Below are 24,365 nucleotides of genomic sequence, written 5' to 3'. Positions count from 1 at the left end.
AAATGTTCCGTCGAATCACACTGCTGATTCCCCTGCTGGCCATACTTTCCCTGAGCGGCTGCATTATTTTCCCCCACGGCGGATGGCACGGCGGCCACCATTACGACGGCCGTGGCGGACCGGGTTACTACCAACACCGTTAGGATTTTTCAGCGGCTTGAATGTTCTTTGACAAAGCCATTTCCCGGCTGCGCGCAAAGCTCAACCATCCAGTCGACAAACACCCGTACCCGCCGCGACAGCTGACGGTGAGGAGGATAGAGCGCCGCCAACGGCATCCCCGGTGGCGGCACTTCCCTCAGCACCTCGACCAGATTGCCCTCCTTCAATTGCCTGGCCACGTGATAGTACGGGGTCTGGACCAAACCATACCCCGCCTCACACGCCGCCAGATAACCGTCGGCGCTGTTGACCGCCACATGCTTGGACAGATTGATCGGTTGTATCTGGCCATCGACCACAAACTCCAGTCCAAAACGTTTGCCGCTGTGACTGGAAACGTACTCCACCATTTCATGCCCCTCCAGATCGGCCAGGCACTGCGGCGTCCCGTGCCGTTGCAGATAACCGGGGCTGGCGCAGGTGACCTGATCCAGCATGACCAGCGGCCGCGCCACCAGAGAGTCGTCCAGTGACGAACCGCCCCGGAGCACGCAATCGACGCCCTCGCGAATCAGGTCCACGGGCCGGTCATTCAAACCGATTTCCAGTTCGATCAAGGGATAGCGGGCCGTGAACTGCGGCAAGGCCGGGATCACGATCAGGCGCCCTACCCCAGCCGGCATGTCCACGCGCAACAAACCCTTGGGGTTTTGACGCGCGGCGGAGAACACCGCTTCGGTTTCCTCCAGATCCGCCAGCAAACGCACGCAACGCGGGTAGTAGGCCGCGCCGTCGAGCGTCAGGCTGATCTGCCGCGTGGTGCGTTGCAGTAACTGCACGCCCAGATGCGCCTCCAGCTGTTTGATCAGAATGGTCACCGAGGCGCGGGGCAATTGCAGGCTGTCTGCCGCTTTGGCAAAGCCTCCCAGCTCGACGATCCGGGTGAATACGCGCATGGCGTTGAATCGATCCATTGTGCTGTCGTACCGGCTGATTATTTAGAAATTACTAATAGTGATAGCAGTTTTAGCTGGTTTATCTGGATTCTGTCGAGGTGAACAATGGGATCCACATTCACAGGGAGCTGATTTTCATGCAAACACGTCAATTGGGTAAAAACGGTCCGCAGGTCAGCGCGATCGGTCTGGGCTGCATGGGCATGACCGATTTCTACACCACCGGCACGGACACCCGGGAAGCCACGGCCACCCTGCACCGTGCGCTGGAACTGGGCATCAACCTGCTCGACACCGCCGACATGTACGGCCCGCACACCAATGAAGAACTGATCGGCAAAGCCATCGCCGGCAAGCGTGATCAAGTGTTCCTGGCGAGCAAGTTCGGCATCGTCCGCGATCCGGCGAACCCGTCCGCCCGAGGGGTCGACGGACGCCCGGAATACATCCGCGCTTCTATCGATGGCACCCTCAAGCGGCTCGGCGTCGAAACCCTCGACTTGTACTACCAGCACCGCATCGACCCGCAAGTAGCCATCGAGGAAACCGTCGGCGCCATGGCCGAACTGGTCAAGGCCGGCAAAGTGCGTTACCTGGGCTTGAGCGAAGCCTCGGCCGCAACGCTGGAGCGGGCACACCAGGTTCATCCGATCAGCGCGCTGCAAAGCGAGTATTCGTTATGGAGCCGGGATCAGGAAGACAACGGCTGCCTGGCCGCGTGCCAGCGATTGGGCATTGCCTTTGTCCCTTACAGCCCGTTGGGTCGGGGCTTTCTGACGGGCGCACTGAAAAGCCCGGACGATTTTGCGGCGGACGACTACCGTCGGTTCAGCCCGCGTTTTCAGGGTGACAACTTCGCGAAAAACCTGTTGCTGGTGCAGCAAGTACAGGACCTGGCGGCGGAAAAAGGCGTGACGGCGGGTCAACTCGCGTTGGCGTGGGTGCTGGCCCAGGGTGATTACGTGATCCCGATCCCCGGGACCAAACAGCGTAAATACCTGGAGGAAAACGTGGCAGCGCTGGAAATCAAACTTGGCCGTGAAGAGTTGCACGCGCTGGAAGCGATCTTCCCGGCGAATGCCACCGCCGGCTTGCGTTACCCCGAAGAAATCCTGAAGTTGCTCGACCGTTAACCTGCGTCCGGCCCGTTCAATTGCCTGAACGGGCCGGCGCAATCCCGCCGTCCGTCACCTCCCTCCGTTCTTGTACGATCGTACCTAAAGCTCGACTTGAGCCAGCCGATAGCCCTTTGAAGCGTCCAGTTTCATACCGATACCCACAATAAGATCGCTGCTCAAAAGGACCCGGCCCCATGCCCGCATTCCGCACTATTCAGGCTCGCTACACGCTGTTTCTGGTCCTGTTCATTCTGCTGCTGTCCATTCTCACCGTGGTTGGCATCAGCCAACTGGTCGCGCCAAAGCTGCGCCACACCGAAGAACAAGTCGCGCTCAATCGCATCGCCGAAGTCGCCGAGCAAATCCAGGGCGAACTGAACAAGGTTCAGGCGCAACAGCGCAGCATCACCCAGACCATCCCCCTGCTCGACAGCGCCGCCATCGACACGGTCCTGCCGGGCCTGGTCGATCAGTACGGCGAACTGAAAGTCTTCGGTGGCGGCATCTGGCCCCTGCCCGGCCAGCGTGAAGCGGGACGCAACAAGTTCAGCACGTTCTGGCATCGCGATGCCTCGGGCAAACTGGCGGTCAATACCTTCTGGAACAGCGACGCCGCGCCCAACTATTACGACCAGAGCTGGTACAAGGGCGGCATGCAAACCCCACGCGGGCAATGCGCCTGGGCAGCGGCCTATAAAGATGACGCAAGCGCCGAGCCGCGCACCAACTGCGCCATGGCGATCCAGAAAAACGGCGCAGCCTATGGCGTGTCGACCATCGACGTGACCCTGGGCTTCTTCAACGACCTGGTGGCGCGCAAGGAAAAAGACCTCGGTGCCGAAATGCTCATCGTCGAGGCCGACGGCAAGATCATCAGCAACAGCTCGCGCATCAGCGGACCGATCGTACTGAAGAACATCAGCGAACTGGCCGGTAACTCGCCCTTCGCCAGTCAAGTGAAGGCCGGCCTGCAAAACCGTGATCAGGCGCAGCGGGTCGAGTTCGACAACAAAGGCGAAGCCAGCACCTTCTTCATGCGCCCTATCGAAGGCACGCCGTGGTTCCTCGCCACCGCCCTGCCGACCAAGCTGATCACCGCCCAGCGCGACGACGTGCTCAGCACGCTGAGCCTGCTGCAAATCCCGATGGTGATCCTGCTGGTGCTGTTGCAAATCTATGCAATCCGCCAACTGATCCAGCGCATGAAAGCCCTGAAGGCCAATATCGACGCGCTGTCCGCCGGTGACGCCGACCTGACCAAACGCATCACCATTCGTGCCGAAGACGAGCTGGGCGCCATTGGCCACTCGGTCAACGCGTTCATCGCTTACCTGCAAAACATGATCGGCGAAGTCACCCAGGCCACAGGCGCCATGGCGTCCAGCCTCGACAACCTGCAACGCACCTCTGCGCATACCAGCCAGATTCTGGTGCGCCACGCTTCGGAAACCGATCAGACCGTCACCGCCATTACCGAAATGAGTTCGACCGCCGAAAGCGTGGCGCAGAACGCCGCTGAAACCGCTGCTTTCACTCAGCGTGCCAACGAAAACGCCGACCGTTCGCGGGTCGTGGTGGGTGAAGCGTCCAGTAGTGTGATTGCGTTGATCGACGAAGTGGCCAGCGCCACCCATAAAGTCGAAAGCATGCAGCAGGACGCCCAGCGCATCACCGAAATCCTCGGGGTGATCGGCGCCATCGCCGGCCAGACCAACCTGCTGGCCCTTAACGCAGCCATTGAAGCGGCGCGTGCCGGTGAGCAAGGTCGCGGTTTTGCGGTGGTGGCCGACGAAGTCCGCGCCCTCGCCGCCCGAACCCAGGCCAGCACCTCGGAAATCAACGAGATGCTCACGCGCCTGACCCAAGGCGTCAGTTCGTCGGTCAGCGCCATGGAAAACACCCAGGCTAGCTGCCAGTCAGCGGCCGATGCCACGGCGCGGGTCAATACCGGGCTGGACGAAATGGCCGGTTCCGTCAGTCACATCAACAGCCTGAGCACCCAGATCGCCACCGCCGCCGAACAGCAAAGTGCGGTGACGGAGGAGATCAACCGCAGCATGGTGCAGATCCGCCACATGGTGGATGAACTGGTGAAAAGCGGTCAGGCCAGTGAGCTCAATACCCGGCAGTTGCTGGAGGCCAACTCACGTGTCAGCGCGATCATGGGGCGGTTCAAGGTCCGCTGATTAGGCTTTTGTGTGCATATCCATTGTTTTGGTGATGGCTGATAGGGGTTTCGCCCTTACGGCGAGTCACTTGGAAAAGCCCCAAGTAACCAAGGGCTCTTGCCCCTTTCGTTCGGTGCCTCGCTAAGGCTCGGCATGCCCTCGCTCCGTTCCTGCTCCGTGGGCCCGCCGCCATCGGCCATCCATGGCCGGGGGCGGCTAACCCGGCATCCATGCCGGGTTGCCCACTGCGCAGAACCTCCACTCGGCCTCTCGAGGGGGCGCTCAGATCAAAAGCAGAAGGCGAGCTAACGCTCGGCCTGATGAGTGGTGGGAATCAAAAGCGTATGGGATTCCCTGTAGGAGCCGGCTTGCCGGCGAAAATCGTATGGGCAACGCGTTCATTCAGACAGCCAGCGTTATCGTTGGCGTCCATCGCCAGCAAGCTGGCTCCTACAGGGGAAATGCACATGTGTTTGGATAAATACGATCAACTGTAGGAGCCGGCTTGCCAGCGAAAAACGTCTAGGCGACGCGTTCATTCAGACAGCCCGCGTTATCGTTGGCGTCCATCGCCAGCAAGCTGGCTCCTACAAGGGAAATGCACTTGCATTTGGATAAATACGATCAACTGTAGGAGCCGGCTTGCTGCGGGCGGCGTTCCGACGATGGCATCCGTCCAGTCAACAAATATGCTGGATGACCCACCGCCATCGCCAGCAAGCCGGCTCCTACAGGGATCGGCGTGCGCTTTTGCTTTTCACCACTCATCAGGTCGAGCGTTAGCTCGCCTTCAGCTTTTGATCTTGAGGTGCACGCCCCCTCGAGAGGCCGAGCGCAGGTTCTGCGCAGTGGGCAACCCGGCATGGATGCCGGGTTAGCCGCCCCCGGCCATGGATGGCCGATGGCGGCGGGCCCACGGAGCAGGACCGGAGCGAGGGCATGCCGAGCATTAGCGAGCCACCGAACGAAAGGGGCAAAAGCGCTTGGTTACTTGGCGCTCTTCCAAGTGACTCGCCGTAAGGGCGAAACCAATATCAGCCATCACCAAACCAATGGATATGTACACCAACCAAAGCCAGTGCAACAAAGAATCTCCCCCAAGCTCAGCATTAATTCGAAACAATCTCGCCGCTCTTTACCGGCTAAAATAGTCAAAATGCCTCTTTTTTTGACCGCCATCCGAGTCGAGATCCCTCCATGCGAACCCATCTGCGTCTGGTCGCCCTGAGCGCCCTGTTCATTTCGTCCCTGGCCCAGGCCGCCGACCTCATCCCCATCGAGGTCCACCGCGATGCCAACTGCGGCTGCTGCAAAAAGTGGATCAGCCACCTGGAGGCCAATGGCTTCAAGGTCGAGGATCACGTCGAAGCCAACATGAGCGAGTTCAAGCAACAACACGGCGTGCCGCCACGTCTGGCGTCCTGCCACACCGGTTTAATCAATGGCAAATTCGTCGAAGGCCATGTCCCGGCTGATCAAGTGCTGGCCTTGAGCAAGCGTGACGATCTGTTGGGCGTGGCCGCGCCCGGCATGCCGATGGGTTCGCCCGGCATGGAAATGGACGGCATGAGCGACGCCTATCAGGTGATTGGCCTGAAAAAGGACGGCACTGACGTGGTGGTGGCGGACTACCCCGCCGCCCATTGATGTCTGCGGCGTACATCGGGCTGTTTTTCGCCGCATTCGGTGCGGCGACCCTGCTGCCGTTGCAGTCCGAAGCGGTCCTCGTGGGGCTGTTGCTCAGCGAGCAGTACTGGCTCTGGTCGCTGCTGGCAGTTGCGACGCTGGGCAACGTGCTCGGCTCGCTGCTGAACTGGTGGTTGGGTCGCGGTATCGAGCGGTTTCGCGACCGGCGCTGGTTTCCGGTCAGTCCGCGCCATCTGGACAAGGCCCGCATTCATTATCAGCGCTACGGTCATTGGTCGTTGCTGTTGAGTTGGGTGCCTGTCATCGGTGATCCACTGACGCTGGTCGCCGGCGTCATGCGCGAACCGCTGGGGCGCTTCCTGCTGATCGTGACACTCGCCAAAGGCGCCCGTTACGGCGTACTGGCCCTGGGGACTTTGGGCTGGATCGGTTGAACCATCACCCGCCGCGATTGCCTGTGCTTAATGCCGCCCTAATCATGCCGATCCAGCATCGCCGATTTCCTCTGGAGTTCCCCATGCCCCTCGCACGCTCCCGCTGGCTACCGAGCCTGCTGCTGACCGCCGCACTGCCGGCCATCGCGGCCGACGGTCCGGAATATGGCCCCGAACTGCAAGGCTTCGAATACCCCTATACGCTCAAGCATTTCGCCTTTGAGTCCCAGGGTCAGTCCCTGCAAATGGGCTACATGGACGTCGCCGCGCACGGCAAGGCCAACGGGCGCAGCATCGTGCTGATGCATGGCAAGAATTTCTGCGGCGCAACCTGGGATACATCGATCAAGGCCTTGAGCGATGCCGGTTACCGGGTCATCGCGCCGGACCAGATCGGTTTCTGCACCTCCAGCAAACCGGACAATTATCAGTACAGCTTCCAGCAACTGGCGGCGAACACCCAACAACTGCTCAAAGCCCTCGGCATCCAGAAGGCCAGCCTGCTCGGGCATTCCACGGGCGGCATGCTCGCCACCCGCTATGCGCTGCAATATCCCGAGCAGGTCGAACAACTGGCGATGGTCAACCCAATCGGTCTGGAGGACTGGAAAGCCCTCGGCGTGCCGTATCGCACGGTGGATCAATGGTACGAGCGTGAGCTCAAGGTGACGGCGCAAGGCATTCACGACTATCAGCGCAGCACCTATTACGACGGCCGCTGGAAACCCGAATTCGACCGCTGGGTAGACATGTACGCAGGCATGGCCAAAGGCCCGGGCAAAACCCGGGTGGCGTGGAACTCGGCACTGATTTACGACATGATCTTCACCCAGCCGGTGTACTACGAATTCAAGGACCTGAAGGTGCCGACGCTGTTGCTGATCGGCACTGCCGACTCCACGGCCATCAACAAGGACATCGCCTCACCCGAGGTCAAAGCGAAAATCGGTCACTACGACGTACTCGGCAAACAGGTGGCGAAACTGATTCCTCACTCGACGCTGGTCGAATTCCCCGGCATGGGCCACGCGCCGCAAATGGAAGAACCGGCAAAATTCCACCAGGCCTTGCTCGCCTGGCTGAACAATTCCAACCCCGTTCATTGATGAGGTAAGGCGGATGGCTGTGCAGATTGCGGTACTCGATGACTGGCAGGATGTGGCGCGGCAGGTGGTTGACTGGTCGGCGCTGGACGCCATCGGCCAGGTGAGTTTCATCCATGACTACCCGGCGGATAACGAAACGCTGGCAACACGGCTGGCCGGGTTTGAAGTGATCTGCGTAATGCGCGAGCGCACCCGCTTCGATGAAGACCTGCTGCGTCGGCTACCGACCCTCAAACTGCTGGTCACCGGCGGCATGCGCAACGCCGCCCTCGACCTGAAAGCCGCTGCCGCGCTTGGCATTCAGGTCAGCGGCACCGACAGTTACAAACACGCCGCGCCGGAACTGACCTGGGCGCTGATCATGGCCGCCACCCGCAACCTGGTCGTGGAAGCCAACGCCCTGCGTGCAGGTAAATGGCAACAAGGGCTGGGTGGCGACCTGCACGGCAAGACCCTGGCGATTCTCGGTTTGGGCAGCATTGGCCAGCGAGTCGCCCAGTTCGGCCAGGTGTTCGGCATGCGGGTAATCGCCTGGAGCGAAAACCTCACAGCCGAACGCGCCGCCGAAGTGGGCGTGACCTACGTCAGCAAGCAGGCGTTGTTCGAACAGGCCGACGTGTTGTCGGTGCATCTGGTGCTCAGCGACCGCAGTCGCGGCTTGGTCGACGCGCAAGCGCTGGACTGGATGAAACCCACCGCACTGCTGGTCAACACGGCTCGCGGGCCGATTGTCGATGAGGCGGCGCTGATCAAGGCGTTGCAAAAACGACGGCTGGCCGGTGCGGCACTGGACGTGTTCGAGCAGGAACCCTTGCCCGCTCATCACCCGTTCAGGACCCTGGAGAATGTGCTGGCGACGCCGCATGTCGGGTACGTCAGCCAGCAGAATTACCATCAGTTCTTTTCGCAGATGATCGAGGACATTCAGGCCTGGTCAGCTGGAACGCCGAGTCGCCTTCTAAGCTGATACCGCGTCATCGTTCATCGCTAGCAGGCTAGCTCCCACAGTGGATCTCCAGTGTTCACGAAATCCCTGTGGGAGCTAGCCTGCTAGCGATTGGCCGCACCACAAATCTAGCTGACCTTCACCGCGACAAACGCCGCCGTTACATAAGGCACCGTCACCACGTCCTTGCCCCGCAATTCGGGCTCAGCGGCGATCAGCCCGCGAATTTGCCCATCCACCTTCGCCCGTTCCTGCGCAGATAAAGCCGCGACAAAACGGGTGGACACCCAGATCGACCACGGACCTGTGGGCGCGTGCCTCGAAAAGACTGCCAGATAGAAATGAATAATTGTTCACCCTGCGGTGTTCATGACAGCGAAGACTCATCATTTCGGCCTGCGGGATAACACCTTGCGTGCATGTTGCCGGGGCGTGGTTGAACTGAAACGAATAAACCAGTGGAGATCATCCATGAATACACGTCTTGCTGTTTTTAGCGTTCAGCTACTGCTCGCCTTTGCGTTGTCCGCTACCCTTGCATTGGCCAATGGTGAAGATGACGCACCGGCCAGGCCCAACTGCCCGAAAGGCCAGGTCTTCGACTCCAGGTCGCAGAAATGCGTGAGGCAGACCAGCGGCGAGGTATCCGATGCCGACCGTACCGATTACGCCTATCGGTTGGCAAAGGACGGTCGCTACGAGGAAGCCCTGGCACTGCTCGACACGCTGAAAGAACCCGACACCGCCAAGGCGCTCAACTATCGCGGCTACGCTACGCGTAAACTGGGGCGCACCGACGAGGGCATCGGTTACTACCTGCAATCGGTCAAACTCGATCCGCAGTACGCGCAAGTCCGCGAGTACCTCGGCGAGGCGTATGTGATCAAGGGCCGGCTGGATCTCGCCCAGGAGCAGTTGCAGCAGATAAAATCGATCTGCGGCAGCACCTGCGAAGAATACCGGGACCTGGCTGAAGCCATTAACGATTCATCGAAAACCTGACAGGACGGAGGTCGCCATCGCCAGCGATCAGGCAATACGGGCAGAGCTGGGCCAGCACCTGGCGCGCTTATGGCGCTACGGCCTGCTGCTGTCCCGACAGCGGCATGTCGCCGAAGACCTGGTACAGGCCACCTGCGTGCGGGCGCTGGAGTGTGCCGGGCAATTTGTCCCCGGCAGCCGCCTGGACCGCTGGCTGCTGAGCATTCTGCATTCGATCTGGCTCAACGAAGTGCGCTCGCGCCGGGTGCGTCAGGGCCAGGGGCTGGTGGATGCCGACAACGCCTTGTCGTTCGACGGTGAATACGCCGCGCAAACTCACGTGCTCGCCACGCAGGTGATTCGGCGCGTCGATGCGCTACCCGAAGCGCAACGCGAAACGGTATTTCTGGCCTACGTGGAGGGCCTGTCCTATCGCGAAGTCGCCGAAGTCCTGGACGTGCCCATCGGCACGGTCATGAGCCGCCTGGCCGCGGCGCGGGCGAAACTGGCCGAGTACCCGCCCTTGCACGCGGTGTCGAACCCTTCCACAGGAGAACGTCGATGAACGATCACACGATGCCTACGGACGAGCAACTGGTGGCCTACCTCGACGACCAACTCGATAGCGATCAGCGCAGCCGCATCGACGCAGTCATCGCCGAAGACTCGATGCTCAACCTGCGCCTTCAATGGCTGGCCCGCAGCAGCCTGCCGTTCAAGGCCGCCTACGACGAACTGGCGCAACAGGCGCCCGTGGACCGCCTGCAAGCGATGCTCGACACCTTGCCCTCGCCTGCCCGGCCCGCGATAAATCGGCGCCGGTTCCTCGCGGCGGCAGCCGGCCTGGTGTTGAGCGGCGTGCTCGCGGACCGGTTGTTCCTTGGCTGGCAGGCGAGCCAGCACAAATCCAGCTGGCGAGGGCTGGTGGCGGACTACATGTCGATGTACGTGCCGCAAACCCTGGAACACTTGCCCAGCGACGAAGCCACTCAGCGCGCGCAATTGCACACCATCGACGCACGCCTGGGGCTGCGCCTTTTGCCGGCTCAACTGAGCTTGCCACGCGTTGAGCTCAAGCGTGCGCAAATCCTCGAATACGACGGCATGCCCATCGCCCAGATTACGTATCTGGACCCGGCGCACGGCCCCATGGCGTTGTGCGTCACCCGCTCAAACAGTGGCAGTCGCCACTTCGCCCACGAGCGTCGGCATGGAATGAACGTGGTGTATTGGGCGGACATGGAACATGCGTGGATGCTGATCGGGCACAACCCGGCGTCGGAGCTGGAAGAGATGGCGAAGTTGGTTAAAAGCCGGCTCAGCGCGTGACCTGAAGGAGCCGGCTTGCTGGCGATGGGGCCATCAGACATTGCGTTGAATTCAAGGACGCCATCGCTGGCAAGCCGGCTCCTACACAGGTTTTGCGGCGGTCATCAGGTCGGGGTTGGCAGCCATAGACGGAACCGTGCGCCGCCCAGCGGAGACGGTTCGACGGTGAGCGTGCCGCCCTGTGCCTCCAGCGCCCGGCGGCTGATCGCCAATCCCAGGCCAAAGCCGCCCGTCGCCCGATCGCGACTGCGATCCAGTCGATAAAACGGCTCGAAAATCCGCTCGCGCTCGTCATCGGGAATACCGATCCCATCGTCATCGACCCAGATTTCACACCCCTTGGCACAGACCTGAACCCCGATCTGAATTCGCTTCTCGCAGTAGCGCGTCGCGTTGCGCAGCAGGTTCTGAATCGCCCGGGCAGTCAGCCGAGGGTCGAGTGTGAAGCGTTCGAGCTGGCCGTGAAGCAGCACGTCAATCACGATTTCAGGGGATTCCAGCTCCTCGTCGACACTGCCCAGAATGCTGTCGATAAACTCATCCAGCGACACTTCCACCTGTTCCGGTAGCCGGGCCGGGTTTTGCAAGCGGCTATAAGACAGCAGCTCCAGCACCAACTCATCCAGCTCACGAATGTGCGCGACCAGCCCTTGCAGGCGCTCCCGACTGGCAGCCGGCAAATCGTCGGACAGCGCCAGCGCGAGGCCAAAATCCAGGCGGGTCAGCGGTGTGCGCAGTTCGTGAGAAACGGCGTTGAGCAAATCCCGCTGCTGGTTCAGCAGGTTTTCGATATCGCCGGCCATGGTGTCGAAAACGTTGGCTAGGCTACCGATGTTGGAGTGGGTGGGGATCTGGGTGCGCTCGCTCAAATGCCCCTTGCCGAAGCGTTCAGCCGTGCCTTTGAGCCGCTCCAGGTCACGCCAGTGCGGGCGCAGCCACAGCAACAGACACGCGAGCATGGTCGCGCCGATCAGCACGTTGATGCTCCAGTACAGCAAGTTCACGTCCAGCGGGTCCGGCGGCACGACCATTTGCACCACGGTTTGCGAGTTCAACGGTGCCACCGCCAGCGTGCGCCAGCCCCAGTCGCCGATGCGCACGACATTCTCGCCACGCTGCAAACGTTTCTGTTCCGCCAGGGTCAGGCCGTCATCGTCATTGCGGCTGAGGACGATGTGCAGCGGGTTGAATTCCTTGTCCATCTCGGCCGCCAACGCTGGCCACTGCGTTTCGGGCACGGCGTGAAACTGCTTGACGATCAGCGACTGCAACCCGCGCGAGTAATCGAGGTTGTAGGTGACAAAGCGCTCCTGGAAGACCTTGATCACCACGTCCGGCACCAGATAGATCGCCGCGCTGTACGAAATGATCGTCACCAGGTACAGGCGAAAGAGAATTCTGAACATCGCCTCAGCATTCCCACTCGGAACGGCTGAACAGGTAACCCTTGCCCCACACGGTCTTGATCTTGCGCGCCTCGCCGGCATGGTCGTCGAACTTGCGTCGCAGCTTGGAAATCGCCACGTCCACCGAGCGGTCGGTGCCGTTGAATTCGATGCCGCGCAGGCGTTGCAGAATCTGGTCGCGGCTCAACACTTCGCCGGCATGCCGGGCCAGCACCACCAGCAAGTTGTATTCGCCGCTGGACAGTTCGACCAGTTGTTCACGCCAGGTCACGGTGCGTTCGGACAGGTCGATGCACAAATTGCCCATGAGGATGCGGTCGTTGGCGGTCTGCGGTTCGCTGAGGCTGCTGCGACGCAACAGTGTACGAACACGGGCCAGCAACACGCGGGGTTCGCAGGGTTTGGTGACGTAGTCATCGGCGCCCATTTCCAGGCCCAGCACCTGATCGTGGCTGTCGTCGCGAGCGGTGAGCATCAGGATCGGTAGCGTGGCCGAATCCGCGCGCAACAAGCGACAGACTTGCAGGCCGTCGAGGCCTGGCAACATCAGGTCGAGGATCACCAGGTCCGGCGGATTGACCCGCGCGCGCTCGCGCACGTGGTCACCGCGGCTGATCACGCTGACGGAGTAGCCGTTGCGTTCCAGGTAGCTGGAAATCAACTCGGAGAGCGCGGTGTCGTCTTCGACCAGGAGGATGTTGGGCATGGGTGTTTCCAGAGAGTGCAGTGGCGGCTGTTATGCCGCCATCGCTAGCAGGCTAGCTCCCACAGGGGATCAGTGGTGTTCACAATGTTTGTGTCCACATGAGATCCCTTGTGGGAGCTAGCCTGCTAGCGATGACTGCCTGACAGGCGCAATAAATTTCAAGCCGTGAAGGATATACGCCCTCACCCGTGCCTGAGCAAAACCATTACACAATTTCACACAGCACCAACAAAGCTTCACCGCTACCCTCGTCGCCTCCCCGTAGGATGCGGGAGTTCATTATTGGGGTATTTACATGTCGAAGAACCTGCTTGCCAAGCTCAGCCTGCTTGCCCTGGCGTTGACGCTGAGCGCGTGTGACAAGTCCTCGAACGCTGAAGAGCAGGCGCCGCTGGCCACCGTGCGCATCGAGACCATCAAACCCCGGCCCCTGTCGATCACCAGCGAACTGAGCGGACGGATCGCCGCGCCACGGATTGCCGAAGTGCGCGCCCGGGTCGCCGGCGTGGTGTTGCAACGCGCCTTCCACGAAGGCAGCGACGTGAAAAAAGGCGACGTACTGTTCCGCATCGATCCGGCACCGTTCAAGGCTGACCTGGACAGCGCCGAAGCCTCGCTGCGCAAGGCCGAGGCCAACGCCTACCAGGCCAGGCTGCAAGAACAGCGCTACGCCCAGTTGATCGAAGGCAATGCCATCAGCGGCCAGGATTACGACAACGCCCGGGCTGCCGTACGGCAAACCGCCGCTGAAGTCGCGGCCAATAAAGCCGCCGTGGATCGAGCGAAATTGAATCTCGGGTACGCCACCGTCACCGCCCCTATTTCCGGGCGCATCGGCCGCGCACTGGTTACCGAAGGCGCGTTGGTCGGGCAGAACGAAACCACGCCGCTGGCATTGATCCAGCAGTTGAACCCGATTCATGCCGACCTCACCCAGTCGACCCGCGAACTCAACGACCTGCGCCGCGCCTTCCGTTCCGGCCAGTTGCAGGAAGTGGGTCAGGGTCAGGCCAAAGCCACGCTGATTCAGGATGACGGCAGCCTCTATCCGCTGCCGGGCAAGCTGCTGTTCACCGACATCACCGTCGACCCGGGCACCGGCCAGATCATCCTGCGCAGCGAGTTTCCCAACCCCGACCTCGACTTGCTGCCGGGCAGCTTCGTGCGGGTGCGCCTGGAACAAGCGGTGAACCAGCAAGGCATCAGCGTGCCGCAACGCGCCATTCAACGCGACAGCGCGGGTGTTGCGCAGGTGCTGGTGCTCGATGCAGACCTGCGCGTCGGCCAGCAAACCGTAGAGCTGGGCGCCGTGCAAAACGATCGCTGGATCGTCACCGCAGGCCTCAAGTCTGGCGACCGCATCGTCATCGAAGGCCTGCAACACGCCAAGCCCGGCGAGAAAGTACAGATCGACGACTCCCCTCTTCCACTTGCCCAGGTTTCTGGTCAGTAAGCAGGACGCTTTTCTATGCCGCAGTTCTTTATCGACCGCCCGGTGTTCGCCTGGGTGGTTGCCCTGTTCATCCTGCTGGCCGGTGCCCTGTCCATTCCGCAATTGCCGGTGGCGCAGTACCCCGATGTCGCACCGCCGCAGATCGAAATCTACGCCGTGTACCCGGGCGCCTCGGCGCAAACCGTGGACGAAAGCGTGGTCAGCCTGATCGAGGAAGAGCTCAACGGCGCCGATCATCTGTTGTATTTCGAGTCGCAAAGCAGCCTCGGCAGCGCCACGATCAAGGCGACTTTTCAACCGGGCACCAACCCGGAAATGGCCCAGGTGGATGTACAAAACCGCCTGAAAGTCATCGAGTCGCGCCTGCCGCAAGCGGTCAACCAGCAAGGTTTGCAGGTGGAGAAAGTCTCCGCCGGTTTCCTGCTGCTGATCACCCTGACCTCCACTGACGGCAAACTCGACGACGTGGCGCTCAGCGATTACCTGGCGCGTAACGTGATGAACGAGATCAAGCGCCTGGACGGTGTCGGCAAGGCCCAGCTGTACGGTGCCGAGCGGGCGATGCGGATCTGGATCGACCCGCAGAAACTGATCGGTTTCAACCTGACACCGGCTGACGTCAATGCCGCCATCGTTGCGCAGAACGCCCAGGTTTCGGCCGGTAGCATCGGCGATTTGCCGACCCGCACCACCCAGGAAATCACCGCAACCGTTCTAGTCAAAGGCCAGCTATCGACCCCGGAAGAATTCGCTGACATCGTGCTCAAGGCCAATCCGGACGGTTCCACCGTGCGCATCGGTGATGTGGCGCGGGTCGAGATCGGCAGCCAGGAATATCAGTTTGGCACGCGTCTGAACGGCAAGCCGTCCACCGCCGTCGGCGTGCAATTGTCCCCCGGCGCCAACGCCCTCAGCACGGCGACGCTGGTGCGGGCAAAGATGGATGAACTGGCGCGCTACTTCCCGGCCAATGTGGAATACAAGATCCCGTACGACACCTCGCCTTTCGTCAAAGTCTCGATCACCAAAGTGGTTTACACCCTGATCGAAGCGATGGTGCTGGTGTTCGCGGTGATGTTCCTGTTCCTGCAAAACTTCCGCTACACGCTGATTCCGACCCTCGTGGTGCCAGTGGCGCTGATGGGTACCTTTGCGACCATGCTCGCGCTGGGGTTCTCGATCAACGTACTGACCATGTTCGGCATGGTGCTGGCCATCGGCATTCTGGTGGACGACGCCATCGTGGTGGTGGAAAACGTCGAACGGATCATGGCCACCGAAGGCCTGTCGCCCAAAGAGGCGACGCGCAAAGCGATGAAGCAGATCACCGGGGCGATCATCGGCATCACTCTGGTGCTGGTCGCCGTATTTATTCCAATGGCATTCATGCAGGGTTCGGTCGGGGTGATCTACCGGCAATTCTCGCTGTCGATGGCCACCTCGATTCTGTTTTCGGCCTTCCTCGCCCTGACCTTGACCCCGGCGCTCTGCGCAACGCTGCTCAAGCCGATTGCCAAGGGCGAGCATCACGCCAAGGGCGGCTTCTTCGGCTGGTTCAACCGACGCTTCGAGCAACTGACCGAGCGCTATCAGGGCTGGGTCGCTTATGCGCTGAAACGCAGCGGTCGTTACCTGCTGATCTACGGCGTGCTGCTGATCGGTCTGGGCCTGTGCTTCAGTCGTCTGCCCTCTTCGTTCCTGCCGGTGGAGGATCAGGGTTACACCATCACTGACATTCAACTGCCGCCCGGCGCGAGCAAGAATCGCACGGTGCAGGTGGTCGAGCAGATCGAAGCCCACAACGCCACCGAACCGGGCGTCGGCGACAGCACGGTGATTCTCGGCTTCAGTTTCTCCGGCAGCGGGCAGAACGCGGCGTTGGCGTTTACCACGTTGAAAGACTGGTCGGATCGCGGCAGCGACGACTCGGCGAGCTCGATTGCCGACCGCGCCAACATCGCGCTGAGCCAGATCAAGGACGCCATGGCGTTCTCGGTCCTGCCGCCGCCGGTGGACGGCCTCGGCACCTCCAGCGGTTTCGAGTTCCGCTTGCAGGACCGTGGCGGCCTCGGCCATGCCACGCTGATGCAGGCGCGTACCGCGTTGCTGGCGGCCGCCGAGAAAAGTCCGATCCTGATGAACGTGCGCGAAAGCGCGCTGGCCGAAGCGCCGCAAGTGCAACTGATCGTCGACCGTAAACAGGCGAATGCGCTGGGGGTTTCGTTTACCGACATCGGCAGCGTGCTGTCCACCGCAGTCGGTTCGGCTTACATCAACGACTTCCCCAATCAGGGGCGGATGCAGCGGGTGGTGGTCCAGGCTGAAGGCGATCAACGCAGTCAGGTCGCCGACCTGCTGAAGATCCACGTGCGCAACAGCAGCGGGAAAATGGTGCCGCTGTCCGCCTTCGTCCAGGCCAAATGGACTCAGGGCCCGGCGCAGTTGACCCGTTACAACGGCTATCCGGCGATCAGTATCTCCGGCGAGCCAAAACCGGGTCACAGCACCGGTGAAGCCATGGCGGAAATCGAGCGACTGGTCGCGCAAGGGCCAGCAGGCCTGGGCCAAGAATGGACCGGGTTATCGCTGCAGGAACGGCTGTCCGGCAGCCAGGCGCCGATCCTGCTCGGGTTGTCGTTATTGATCGTGTTCCTGTGCCTGGCGGCGTTGTATGAGAGCTGGTCGATTCCGACTTCGGTGCTGCTGGTGGTGCCGCTCGGCGTGCTGGGCGCGGTGTTGGCCGTAACCTTGCGCGGGATGCCCAACGACGTGTTCTTCAAGGTCGGGCTGATCACCATCATCGGCCTCTCGGCGAAGAACGCGATCCTGATCATCGAGTTCGCCAAGAGCCTGTACGACGAAGGCCACGACCTGATCGACGCCACCCTGCAAGCCGCTCGCCTGCGCCTGCGGCCAATCGTCATGACGTCCCTGGCGTTCATCCTTGGCGTCGTGCCGCTGGCGATCGCCACTGGCGCAAGCTCGGCAAGCCAGCAAGCCATCGGCACCGGGGTGATTGGCGGGATGATCACCGCGACACTGGCGGTGGTGTTTGTGCCGGTGTTTTTTGTGGTGGTGATGAAGCTGGTGCGCAAACGCCACAAAACCAACTGACCGCAAACATTCCCCTTGTAGGAGCCGGCTTGCTGGCGATAGCGGTGTGTCAGTCGATATATTTTTCGCCTGAAAAGACGCTATCGCCAGCAAGCCGGCTCCTACACGGGATCGGTGTTGGTCAGAAAGGGCCACGCTGGGCTAAGGTGTTTGCATACCCCGGCCCATCGAGCTCACATGCCCTTCCTCGCCCGCACCCACCCTCGCCTGTCCGCCGCTGCAACTCTCGGTGTTGCGGTGGGCATTCTGGTTCCGGCCGATTCGATCATCAGCAAAATCCTCCTCGGCTGGAACGCCGGGGTCTGGTCGTATCTGGTGCTGATGTTCTGGCTCGCCGCCCGCGCCAAAGCGCCGGATGTGAAACGCATTGCCGAAGTCGAAGACGAGAACGCCGGGCTGGTGCTGTTCGTGGTGTGCATCGCCGCCATCGCCAGCCTGGCGACCATCACCTTCGAACTGGCCGGCAGCAAGGACCTGGAAACCACCCGCAAGCTGTTGCATTACGGGTTTACCGCGCTGACCGTCATCGGTTCATGGCTGTTGATCGGGGTGATTTTCAGTGTGCATTACGCCCGCCTGTTCTACACCTGGGCCGGCAAAGACCCGGCACTGCGTTTTGCCGAAGGGCTGACCACCCCCAATTATTGGGACTTCCTGTATTTCTCGTTCACCATCAGCGCAGCCGTGCAGACCTCCGATGTCGGCGTGGCCACTCGGGACTTGCGCAAGATTGTGCTCGCGCAGTCGCTGATCGGTTTTCTGTTCAACACCGCGATTCTCGGGTTCTCGATCAACATCGCTGCGGGCCTGTTCAACTGAGCCGTGCACAAACGTTCTAGGCATCGCCCTCGCCACGGGCGTTAAATAACCCGGCAATCCGTCTCACAGGTGCAGCATGACCACTCACAACTGGATCGACCTGGCCCAGGACGCCGACACCGGCATCGAGACGTTGCGCGCGCATTTCGAGGGCCACGCCTACGATCCGCACTGGCATGACAGCTATCTGGTGGGCGTCACCGAGCAAGGGGTGCAGCAATTCAACTGCCGGCGGGCCCGGCACCAGAGCACGCCGGGCAAGGTGTTTTTGCTCGAACCGGGTGACATCCATGATGGCGAAGCACCGACGGCAGACGGTTTCACCTACCGCATGCTGTACCTCGACCCGCAGTGGTTGAAGCGCGAACTCAGTGCCGTGTTCGACAACGCGCCGGACAACAGTCAATTGAGCTTCGCCAATACCCTGGCCACCGACGTGCGCCTGGCCCACGCCACCAGCCTGGCGTTTCAGGCGCTGCACAACGGCGAACTGAAAATCGTCCGCCAGACGGCCCTCGACACCCTGCTCGAACGCCTCACCACTCACCTGCACTGGCGTGCCCGTTATGGCGAAGACCCGCGATTGCCGTTGGTGGCGCAGAAGGCTCGGGAGTATCTGCACGCCCATGCCCACGAGGACATCGGCCTCGATCAACTGGCCGCCGCAACGGGCGTCGATCGCTTTCGCCTGACCCGTGCCTTCAAGGCTGCTTACGGCATCGCCCCGCACGCCTATCTGGTGCAATTGCGCCTGGCCACGGCCCGCAGAATGCTGGCCCGAGGCGAACAACCGGCCACGGTGGCCATGGCGCTGGGGTTCGCCGACCAGAGTCATCTGGGCCGCTGGTTCGTGCGGGCCTACGGCCTGACGCCCGCGTTGTATCGCAAGCGCTGCTCAAATCTTCCAGACAGTTGACCGTGGGATTGTGAAGATCGACTTCAAAGATCTTCACCGGAGTTTGCCCGCGATGCTGTCCACTTTCCCGACGTTACTGCCCTTCCTGTTGTTTGCGTTCGTAGCGTCGATCACGCCCGGCCCGACCAACATTCTGGTGTTGAGCAACAGTGCCCGATACGGCTTGGTGGCCGCCGTGCCGATCATCCTAGGCGCCTGTGCCAGCGCCGCGACAATTGTGTTGTTGGTCGGCAGCGGTGCCGGAGCGTCGTTGACCGCTTGGCCCTTCGTGCAAACCGCTATGCAGTGGATCGGCGTGGCCTGGCTGAGTTACCTCGCCTGGCAGATTTTCAACGCCCCGGCAGAGGCCGTCACCACCCAAGATGCCAACGCCCGGCTCGGTCTTTTGGGCGCTGCCAGCCTGCAACTGATCAACCCGAAAACCTGGATGATGGCGCTGGCGGTTGTCAGTGTATTTGCCGGGGCCGGCGAACAGCGCCTGGCCCATGTGATGGTTTTGTCGCTGGCGTTCTTTCTGATTTCCCTGCCCTGCCTTGGGGTCTGGGCGTTGCTCGGCGCGGGCTCCACGCGCTGGTTGCGCTCACCTCGCTCAATGCAACGCTTCAATCGCTGCATGGCCCTGTTGCTGTTGGGATCGGCCTGGTTGAGTCTTTGGGCCTGAATCCCATTCGTCGGCCATTGTCGGACAATCGACGATGCGGGGCTTGACGGCGTATTTGCTTTTGGTGTCTTCTGAAACCGGTTTCAGTGCGATCTCAAACGCACGGACCTTATAACTCCAATAAGAAGGTTTCAGACCGTGAACGATTTCTCCGCCGCCCAGCGCAGCCGCGTGACCATGCTTGATGTCGCCGAACATGCCAAGGTCTCCAAGGCCAGCGTGTCACGGTTCATCGGCGAGGATCGCGCCTTGCTGTCCGATGCGATTGCGTTGCGCATCGAACAGTCGATTGCCGAACTGGGCTATCGCCCGAACCAGATGGCGCGCGGTCTGAAACGTGGACGAACCCGCCTGATCGGCATGCTGGTCGCCGACATCCGCAACCCTTATTCAATTGCCGTGATGCACGGGGTGGAAACCGCCTGCCGTCAACACGGCTACAGCCTGGTGGTGTGCAACACCGACCGCGATGACGAGCAGGAATGCCAGCACCTGGCCCTGCTGCGCTCGTACAACATCGAAGGGCTGATCGTGAACACCCTCGGCCACCACCGCGACGAATTGCAGGAACTGCATCGCGAGATGCCGCTGGTGCTGGTGGACCGCAAGGTCGAGCACCTCGAAAGTGACATGGTCGGGCTGGACAACCCGGCAGCGGTCGAGATCGCCATCGCCCACCTTGAAGAACGCGGTTATCGCGATGTGCTGCTGGTCACTGAACCGTTTGACGGCACCAGTTCGCGGATCGAACGGGTCAGCAGTTTCAAGGCGCAGATCGCCCGGCGTTCGGCGCTACGCGGAACGATGATCGAAACCGGCAGTGACCTCACGGCAAACCTCAAGACTTTTCTCGATACACCCGGCCCCGGCCCGAAGGCGCTGTTCTGCGCGAACGGGATTGCGGCGCTGGCCGCGACCCATGCGTTGCGCGAATTGCAGTGCACGTTGTTCGAGGATGTCGGCTTGATCGCCCTCGATGATCTGGATTGGTACCCGCTGGTGGGCAGCGGCATCACCGCCCTCGCCCAACCGACGACCGAGATGGGTGCGAGTGCGTTTGAATGCTTGCTCAAGCGCTTGCGCGGGGATGACGGGCCGGTGCGGACGATGGATTTTTCGGCGCGGTTGATTGTGCGTGGGTCGACCAGAGGAAATCTTCGGTGAATGTGAAGGCCTCATCGCTAGCAGGCTAGCTCCCACATTGGATTTGCGAACATAGCGCCACTGTGGGAGCGAGCCTGCTCGCGATGAGGCCCGAAAGATCATCACAAACCTCATCCTTTTTTTTGAACAAAAATGAAACCGGTTTCAGAGGTCCATGACAATGCATAAACCACCCGTTTCCATCAGCCTCTCCAGCTACGGCGCCGACCTCGTCCGCCAGCGCGGTCAAGGCAGTTTCATCGATATCCTCGCCGCTGCGGGCGCCACCCACATCGAATGGCGCGAAGAATTGCTGACCGCTGAAGACCCCGTCCAACTGGCCGATGCCACCCAGGCGCAAGGCCTCGAAAGCGTGTATTCCTCGCCGATGGAACTGTGGCTGGCCGGCCAGTCGAAACCCAATCCGCAACTGATCACCGCCCTGCAACGCGCCCAGGCCTTCGGCGCCAAATGGCTGAAGGTGTCCCTCGGTTACTTCACCGACACCAGCGACCTGCAAACTCTCGCCCGGATCCTGGGCAAAAGCGCCGTGCAACTGCTGGTGGAAAACGATCAGACCCTGCACGGTGGCCGCATCGAACCGTTCCAGCGTTTTTTCGCCGCAGTCGAGCAACACAATCTGCCGATCAAAATGACCTTCGACATCGGCAACTGGCACTGGCAGGACCAGTCCGCCAGCAGCGCCGCGCGCCTGCTCGGGCGCCACGTTGGCTACGTGCACTGCAAAGCCGTGTCACGCCGGGCCGACGGCAAACTGGTCGCCATTCCACCTGCTGCCAGCGACCTGCATTCGTGGGAACAACTGCTGCGGCACATGGCCCAAGGCGTGATGCGGGCCGCGGAATATCCGCTGCAAGCCGATGACCTGGTGCAGCTCACCACCGAGCATGTCGCCGCCCTCGCCCACTTGGGGCAAGCACGCCTGGAGAGCGCTCATGTCTGAGATCGATATCCTGTCGTTCGGCGAAACCATGGCGATGTTTGTCGCCGATCAAAATGGCGACCTCGCCAACGTCGACCACTTCCACAAACGCATTGCCGGGGCCGACAGCAACGTCGCCATCGGCTTGTCGCGACTGGGGTTCAAGGTGGCATGGCTGAGCCGGGTCGGTGACGACTCTCTGGGGCGCTTCGTGATCGACACCTTGAAAAAGGAAGGCCTGGATTGCAGTAACGTTGCCCTCGATACCGCACACCCGACCGGGTTTCAGCTCAAGTCGCGCACCGACGATGGCGACGATCCCAAGGTCGAGTACTTTCGGCGCGGCTCGGCGGCGAGTCATTTGTCGCCCCAGTCGATCATCCCCGAGCTGCTCAAGGCGCGGCACTTGCACGCCACCGGCATTCCTCCGGCGCTGTCGGAAACGGCGCGACAGATGTCTTTCGAACTGATGACGCGCATGCGCGAAGCCGGGCGCAGTGTGTCCTTCGACCCGAACCTGCGCCCGAGCCTGTGGGCCAGCACGCAACAGATGATCAGCGAAATCAACCGCCTCGCCGCCCTCGCCGACTGGGTGCTGCCGGGTTTGAGCGAAGGTCGCTTGCTGACCGGCTATGAAGACCCGGCTGACATCGCCGCGTTTTACCTCGACCTGGGTGCCGAAGCGGTGGCGATCAAGCTCGGCCCGCACGGCGCGTATTACCGCACGCATCTGGATGAAGGTTTCGTGGCGGGCGTGCCCGTGGAAGCGGTGGTCGACACGGTCGGTGCCGGCGACGGTTTTGCCGTCGGCATGATCAGCGCGCTGCTGGAAAACCACAGCGTTGCCGACGCTGTGAAACGCGCCAACTGGATTGGTAGCCGTGCGGTGCAGAGTCGTGGGGATATGGAGGGGTTGCCGACCCGATCCGAGATGTCCGTCGAATTCGAGGCCGCTATCGCCAGCAGGCTGGCTCCCACAGGGGATTTGTGTCGCCTATAGATCCAGTGTGGGAGCTAGCCTGCTAGCGATGAGGCCCGCTCAATCACCGAAGATTTGAACCCGTTACCTGCTGCGACAAAAACAACAAGCTCAGGAGCACCACTCATGAAAACCGCAACGCTCGCCACCCGCCGCTGGTGGTACATCATGCCCATCGTGTTCATCACCTACAGCCTGGCGTACCTGGACCGCGCCAACTACGGATTCGCCGCCGCCTCCGGGATGGCTGCCGACCTGATGATCACGCCCGGCCTGTCGTCGATGCTCGGCGCACTGTTCTTCCTCGGCTACTTTTTCTTCCAGGTGCCGGGCGCGATCTATGCGCAAAAACACAGTGTGAAGAAACTGATTTTCGTCAGCCTGATTCTCTGGGGCAGCCTGGCGACGCTCACCGGGATCGTCTCCAACGCCTACTGGCTGATCGTCATTCGCTTCATGCTCGGCGTGGTCGAAGCGGCGGTGATGCCGGCCATGCTGATCTACCTGTGCCACTGGTTCACCCGTGCCGAACGCTCGCGGGCCAACACTTTCCTGATCCTCGGCAACCCGGTGACCATGCTCTGGATGTCGGTGGTGTCGGGCTATCTGGTGCAGCATTACAGCTGGCGCTGGATGTTCATCATCGAAGGTTTGCCGGCAGTGCTCTGGGCGTTTATCTGGTGGCGTCTGGCAGATGATCGTCCGGCCCAGGCCAAGTGGCTCAGCGACGCCGAAAAGCACGATCTGGAAAGCGCCCTCGCCGCCGAACAGGTAGGCATCAAGGCAGTGAAGAACTATGCCGAAGCCTTCCGCTCGCCGAAAGTGATCATCCTGGCCCTGCAATTTTTCTGCTGGAGCATCGGAGTCTACGGCTTCGTGCTGTGGCTGCCGTCGATCCTCAAGGCCGGCGCGCAAATGGACATGGTCGAAGCCGGCTGGCTGTCGGCGCTGCCGTATCTGGCGGCGGTGATCGGGATGCTGCTGGTGTCCTGGGGCTCGGACAAACTGCAAAAGCGCAAACGCTTTGTCTGGCCGCCGCTGCTGATCGCCTCGATTGCGTTCTACGGGTCGTACGCGCTGGGCGCCGAACATTTCTGGTGGTCGTACACCCTGCTGGTGATTGCCGGGGCCTGCATGTACGCGCCTTACGGACCGTTCTTCGCGATCATCCCGGAAATCCTCCCGGCCAACGTCGCCGGTGGCGCCATGGCGTTGATCAACAGCATGGGCGCGCTGGGCTCGTTTGGCGGCTCTTATCTGGTCGGTTACCTGAACAGCTCCACCGGCTCGCCGGGCGCGTCGTACCTTCTGATGAGCGGCGCGCTGATGTTTTCGGTGGTGCTGACGATTCTCCTCAAGCCCGGCGCCAGCGACCGGGAACGTCCTGCGGTTGCGCCAACACGCCCGACCGCCGCCCATCCTTGAATTGATGCAGAGA

The 24,365-nt window shown here is 61.4% G+C and carries 22 protein-coding genes and 1 pseudogene; 19 read left to right on the top strand and 4 right to left on the bottom strand.

Translation table 11 applies throughout. The features are described 5' to 3' along the window. Positions 1-2 precede the first annotated feature (2 nt). Entirely contained in the window at positions 3-143 is a 141-nt protein-coding gene (locus IB254_RS02450) for a hypothetical protein (RefSeq protein WP_008024803.1), read from the top strand. Positions 144-149: 6 nt separating this feature from the next. Here IB254_RS02450 and IB254_RS02445 read toward each other — a convergent pair whose 3' ends face one another. Further along, on the bottom strand, positions 150-1,076 hold the full coding sequence (locus IB254_RS02445; protein ID WP_192416253.1) for a LysR family transcriptional regulator: 927 nt from the start codon (positions 1,074-1,076) through the stop codon (positions 150-152). A 119-nt stretch (positions 1,077-1,195) separates the two neighbouring features. On the opposite strand from IB254_RS02445, the gene IB254_RS02440 reads away from it, so the two are divergent. The 6 genes from IB254_RS02440 (at position 1,196) to IB254_RS02415 (ending at position 8,498) form a co-directional block, all read left to right on the top strand. Continuing rightward, the gene (locus tag IB254_RS02440) at positions 1,196-2,191 is read left to right on the top strand and encodes an aldo/keto reductase (protein WP_192416252.1); all 996 of its coding nucleotides are present in this window, start codon (positions 1,196-1,198) and stop codon (positions 2,189-2,191) included. 179 nt (positions 2,192-2,370) lie between these two features. Continuing rightward, the gene (locus IB254_RS02435; RefSeq protein ID WP_192416251.1) at positions 2,371-4,362 is read left to right on the top strand and encodes a methyl-accepting chemotaxis protein; all 1,992 of its coding nucleotides are present in this window, start codon (positions 2,371-2,373) and stop codon (positions 4,360-4,362) included. Positions 4,363-5,541: 1,179 nt separating this feature from the next. Then, positions 5,542-5,991 (top strand): DUF411 domain-containing protein, encoded by a 450-nt coding sequence (locus IB254_RS02430; RefSeq protein ID WP_192416250.1) that lies wholly within the window; start codon positions 5,542-5,544, stop codon positions 5,989-5,991. Beyond that, positions 5,991-6,425, top strand: coding sequence for a YqaA family protein (locus tag IB254_RS02425; protein WP_192416249.1), 435 nt, complete (start codon positions 5,991-5,993; stop codon positions 6,423-6,425). Before IB254_RS02430 ends, IB254_RS02425 begins: the two co-directional genes overlap by 1 nt. Before the next feature lie 83 nt (positions 6,426-6,508). After that, positions 6,509-7,531, top strand: coding sequence for an alpha/beta fold hydrolase (locus tag IB254_RS02420; protein ID WP_192416248.1), 1,023 nt, complete (start codon positions 6,509-6,511; stop codon positions 7,529-7,531). Between the two features lie 13 nt (positions 7,532-7,544). Next, complete coding sequence (locus tag IB254_RS02415; RefSeq protein ID WP_192416247.1) at positions 7,545-8,498, top strand: D-2-hydroxyacid dehydrogenase family protein; 954 nt, start codon at positions 7,545-7,547, stop codon at positions 8,496-8,498. Positions 8,499-8,605: 107 nt separating this feature from the next. Here the strand turns inward: IB254_RS02415 and IB254_RS02410 are convergent. After that, positions 8,606-8,761, bottom strand: a pseudogene (locus IB254_RS02410) (SAM-dependent methyltransferase); the annotation flags it as partial. 187 nt (positions 8,762-8,948) lie between these two features. Here IB254_RS02410 and IB254_RS02405 point away from each other — a divergent pair. Genes IB254_RS02405 through IB254_RS02395 form a run of 3 tightly spaced genes read left to right on the top strand, consistent with a single transcriptional unit; the run spans position 8,949 to position 10,787 of the window. Beyond that, the gene (locus IB254_RS02405) at positions 8,949-9,479 is read left to right on the top strand and encodes a tetratricopeptide repeat protein (RefSeq protein ID WP_192416246.1); all 531 of its coding nucleotides are present in this window, start codon (positions 8,949-8,951) and stop codon (positions 9,477-9,479) included. A gap of 46 nt (positions 9,480-9,525) precedes the next feature. Continuing rightward, on the top strand, positions 9,526-10,023 hold the full coding sequence (locus IB254_RS02400) for an RNA polymerase sigma factor (RefSeq protein WP_202949142.1): 498 nt from the start codon (positions 9,526-9,528) through the stop codon (positions 10,021-10,023). Continuing rightward, complete coding sequence (locus tag IB254_RS02395; RefSeq protein ID WP_192416245.1) at positions 10,020-10,787, top strand: anti-sigma factor family protein; 768 nt, start codon at positions 10,020-10,022, stop codon at positions 10,785-10,787. Before IB254_RS02400 ends, IB254_RS02395 begins: the two co-directional genes overlap by 4 nt. Positions 10,788-10,891: 104 nt before the next feature. Here IB254_RS02395 and IB254_RS02390 read toward each other — a convergent pair whose 3' ends face one another. Both IB254_RS02390 and IB254_RS02385 read right to left on the bottom strand, forming a co-directional pair. Beyond that, a complete protein-coding gene (locus IB254_RS02390; protein ID WP_192416244.1) occupies positions 10,892-12,193 on the bottom strand; it encodes an ATP-binding protein in 1,302 nt (433 codons plus the stop codon). A gap of 4 nt (positions 12,194-12,197) precedes the next feature. Continuing rightward, positions 12,198-12,899: a response regulator transcription factor gene (locus IB254_RS02385; RefSeq protein ID WP_008031130.1), complete on the bottom strand. Its 702-nt coding sequence runs from the start codon at positions 12,897-12,899 to the stop codon at positions 12,198-12,200. Positions 12,900-13,194: 295 nt separating this feature from the next. Here IB254_RS02385 and IB254_RS02380 point away from each other — a divergent pair, with 295 nt between their 5' ends. The 9 genes from IB254_RS02380 to IB254_RS02340 all read left to right on the top strand — a co-directional run bounded on the left by IB254_RS02380 (position 13,195) and on the right by IB254_RS02340 (position 24,352). After that, positions 13,195-14,352, top strand: coding sequence for an efflux RND transporter periplasmic adaptor subunit (locus IB254_RS02380; protein WP_192416243.1), 1,158 nt, complete (start codon positions 13,195-13,197; stop codon positions 14,350-14,352). A 15-nt stretch (positions 14,353-14,367) separates the two neighbouring features. Further along, the gene (locus IB254_RS02375) at positions 14,368-17,466 is read left to right on the top strand and encodes an efflux RND transporter permease subunit (RefSeq protein WP_192416242.1); all 3,099 of its coding nucleotides are present in this window, start codon (positions 14,368-14,370) and stop codon (positions 17,464-17,466) included. A gap of 177 nt (positions 17,467-17,643) precedes the next feature. Next, positions 17,644-18,285 (top strand): DUF1345 domain-containing protein, encoded by a 642-nt coding sequence (locus IB254_RS02370; RefSeq protein ID WP_192416241.1) that lies wholly within the window; start codon positions 17,644-17,646, stop codon positions 18,283-18,285. A 76-nt stretch (positions 18,286-18,361) separates the two neighbouring features. Beyond that, positions 18,362-19,201, top strand: coding sequence for an AraC family transcriptional regulator (locus IB254_RS02365; protein WP_192416240.1), 840 nt, complete (start codon positions 18,362-18,364; stop codon positions 19,199-19,201). Between the two features lie 52 nt (positions 19,202-19,253). Then, on the top strand, positions 19,254-19,862 hold the full coding sequence (locus tag IB254_RS02360) for a LysE family translocator (protein WP_192416239.1): 609 nt from the start codon (positions 19,254-19,256) through the stop codon (positions 19,860-19,862). Between the two features lie 138 nt (positions 19,863-20,000). Beyond that, a complete protein-coding gene (locus IB254_RS02355) occupies positions 20,001-21,026 on the top strand; it encodes a LacI family DNA-binding transcriptional regulator (RefSeq protein ID WP_008031114.1) in 1,026 nt (341 codons plus the stop codon). Positions 21,027-21,186: 160 nt separating this feature from the next. Next, complete coding sequence (locus IB254_RS02350) at positions 21,187-21,969, top strand: sugar phosphate isomerase/epimerase family protein (protein WP_192416238.1); 783 nt, start codon at positions 21,187-21,189, stop codon at positions 21,967-21,969. Continuing rightward, entirely contained in the window at positions 21,962-22,948 is a 987-nt protein-coding gene (locus tag IB254_RS02345) for a sugar kinase (protein ID WP_192416237.1), read from the top strand. Before IB254_RS02350 ends, IB254_RS02345 begins: the two co-directional genes overlap by 8 nt. 105 nt (positions 22,949-23,053) lie before the next feature. Continuing rightward, entirely contained in the window at positions 23,054-24,352 is a 1,299-nt protein-coding gene (locus tag IB254_RS02340; RefSeq protein ID WP_192416236.1) for an MFS transporter, read from the top strand. Positions 24,353-24,365: the final 13 nt, after the last annotated feature.

It is taken from the genome of Pseudomonas sp. PDM03 (assembly GCF_014852385.1).
In the GTDB taxonomy this organism is placed as follows: Bacteria; Pseudomonadota; Gammaproteobacteria; order Pseudomonadales; family Pseudomonadaceae; genus Aquipseudomonas; species Aquipseudomonas migulae.
Note: the sequence above shows the minus strand (reverse complement) of the source record. Positions and strands in the feature narration are given on the sequence as shown.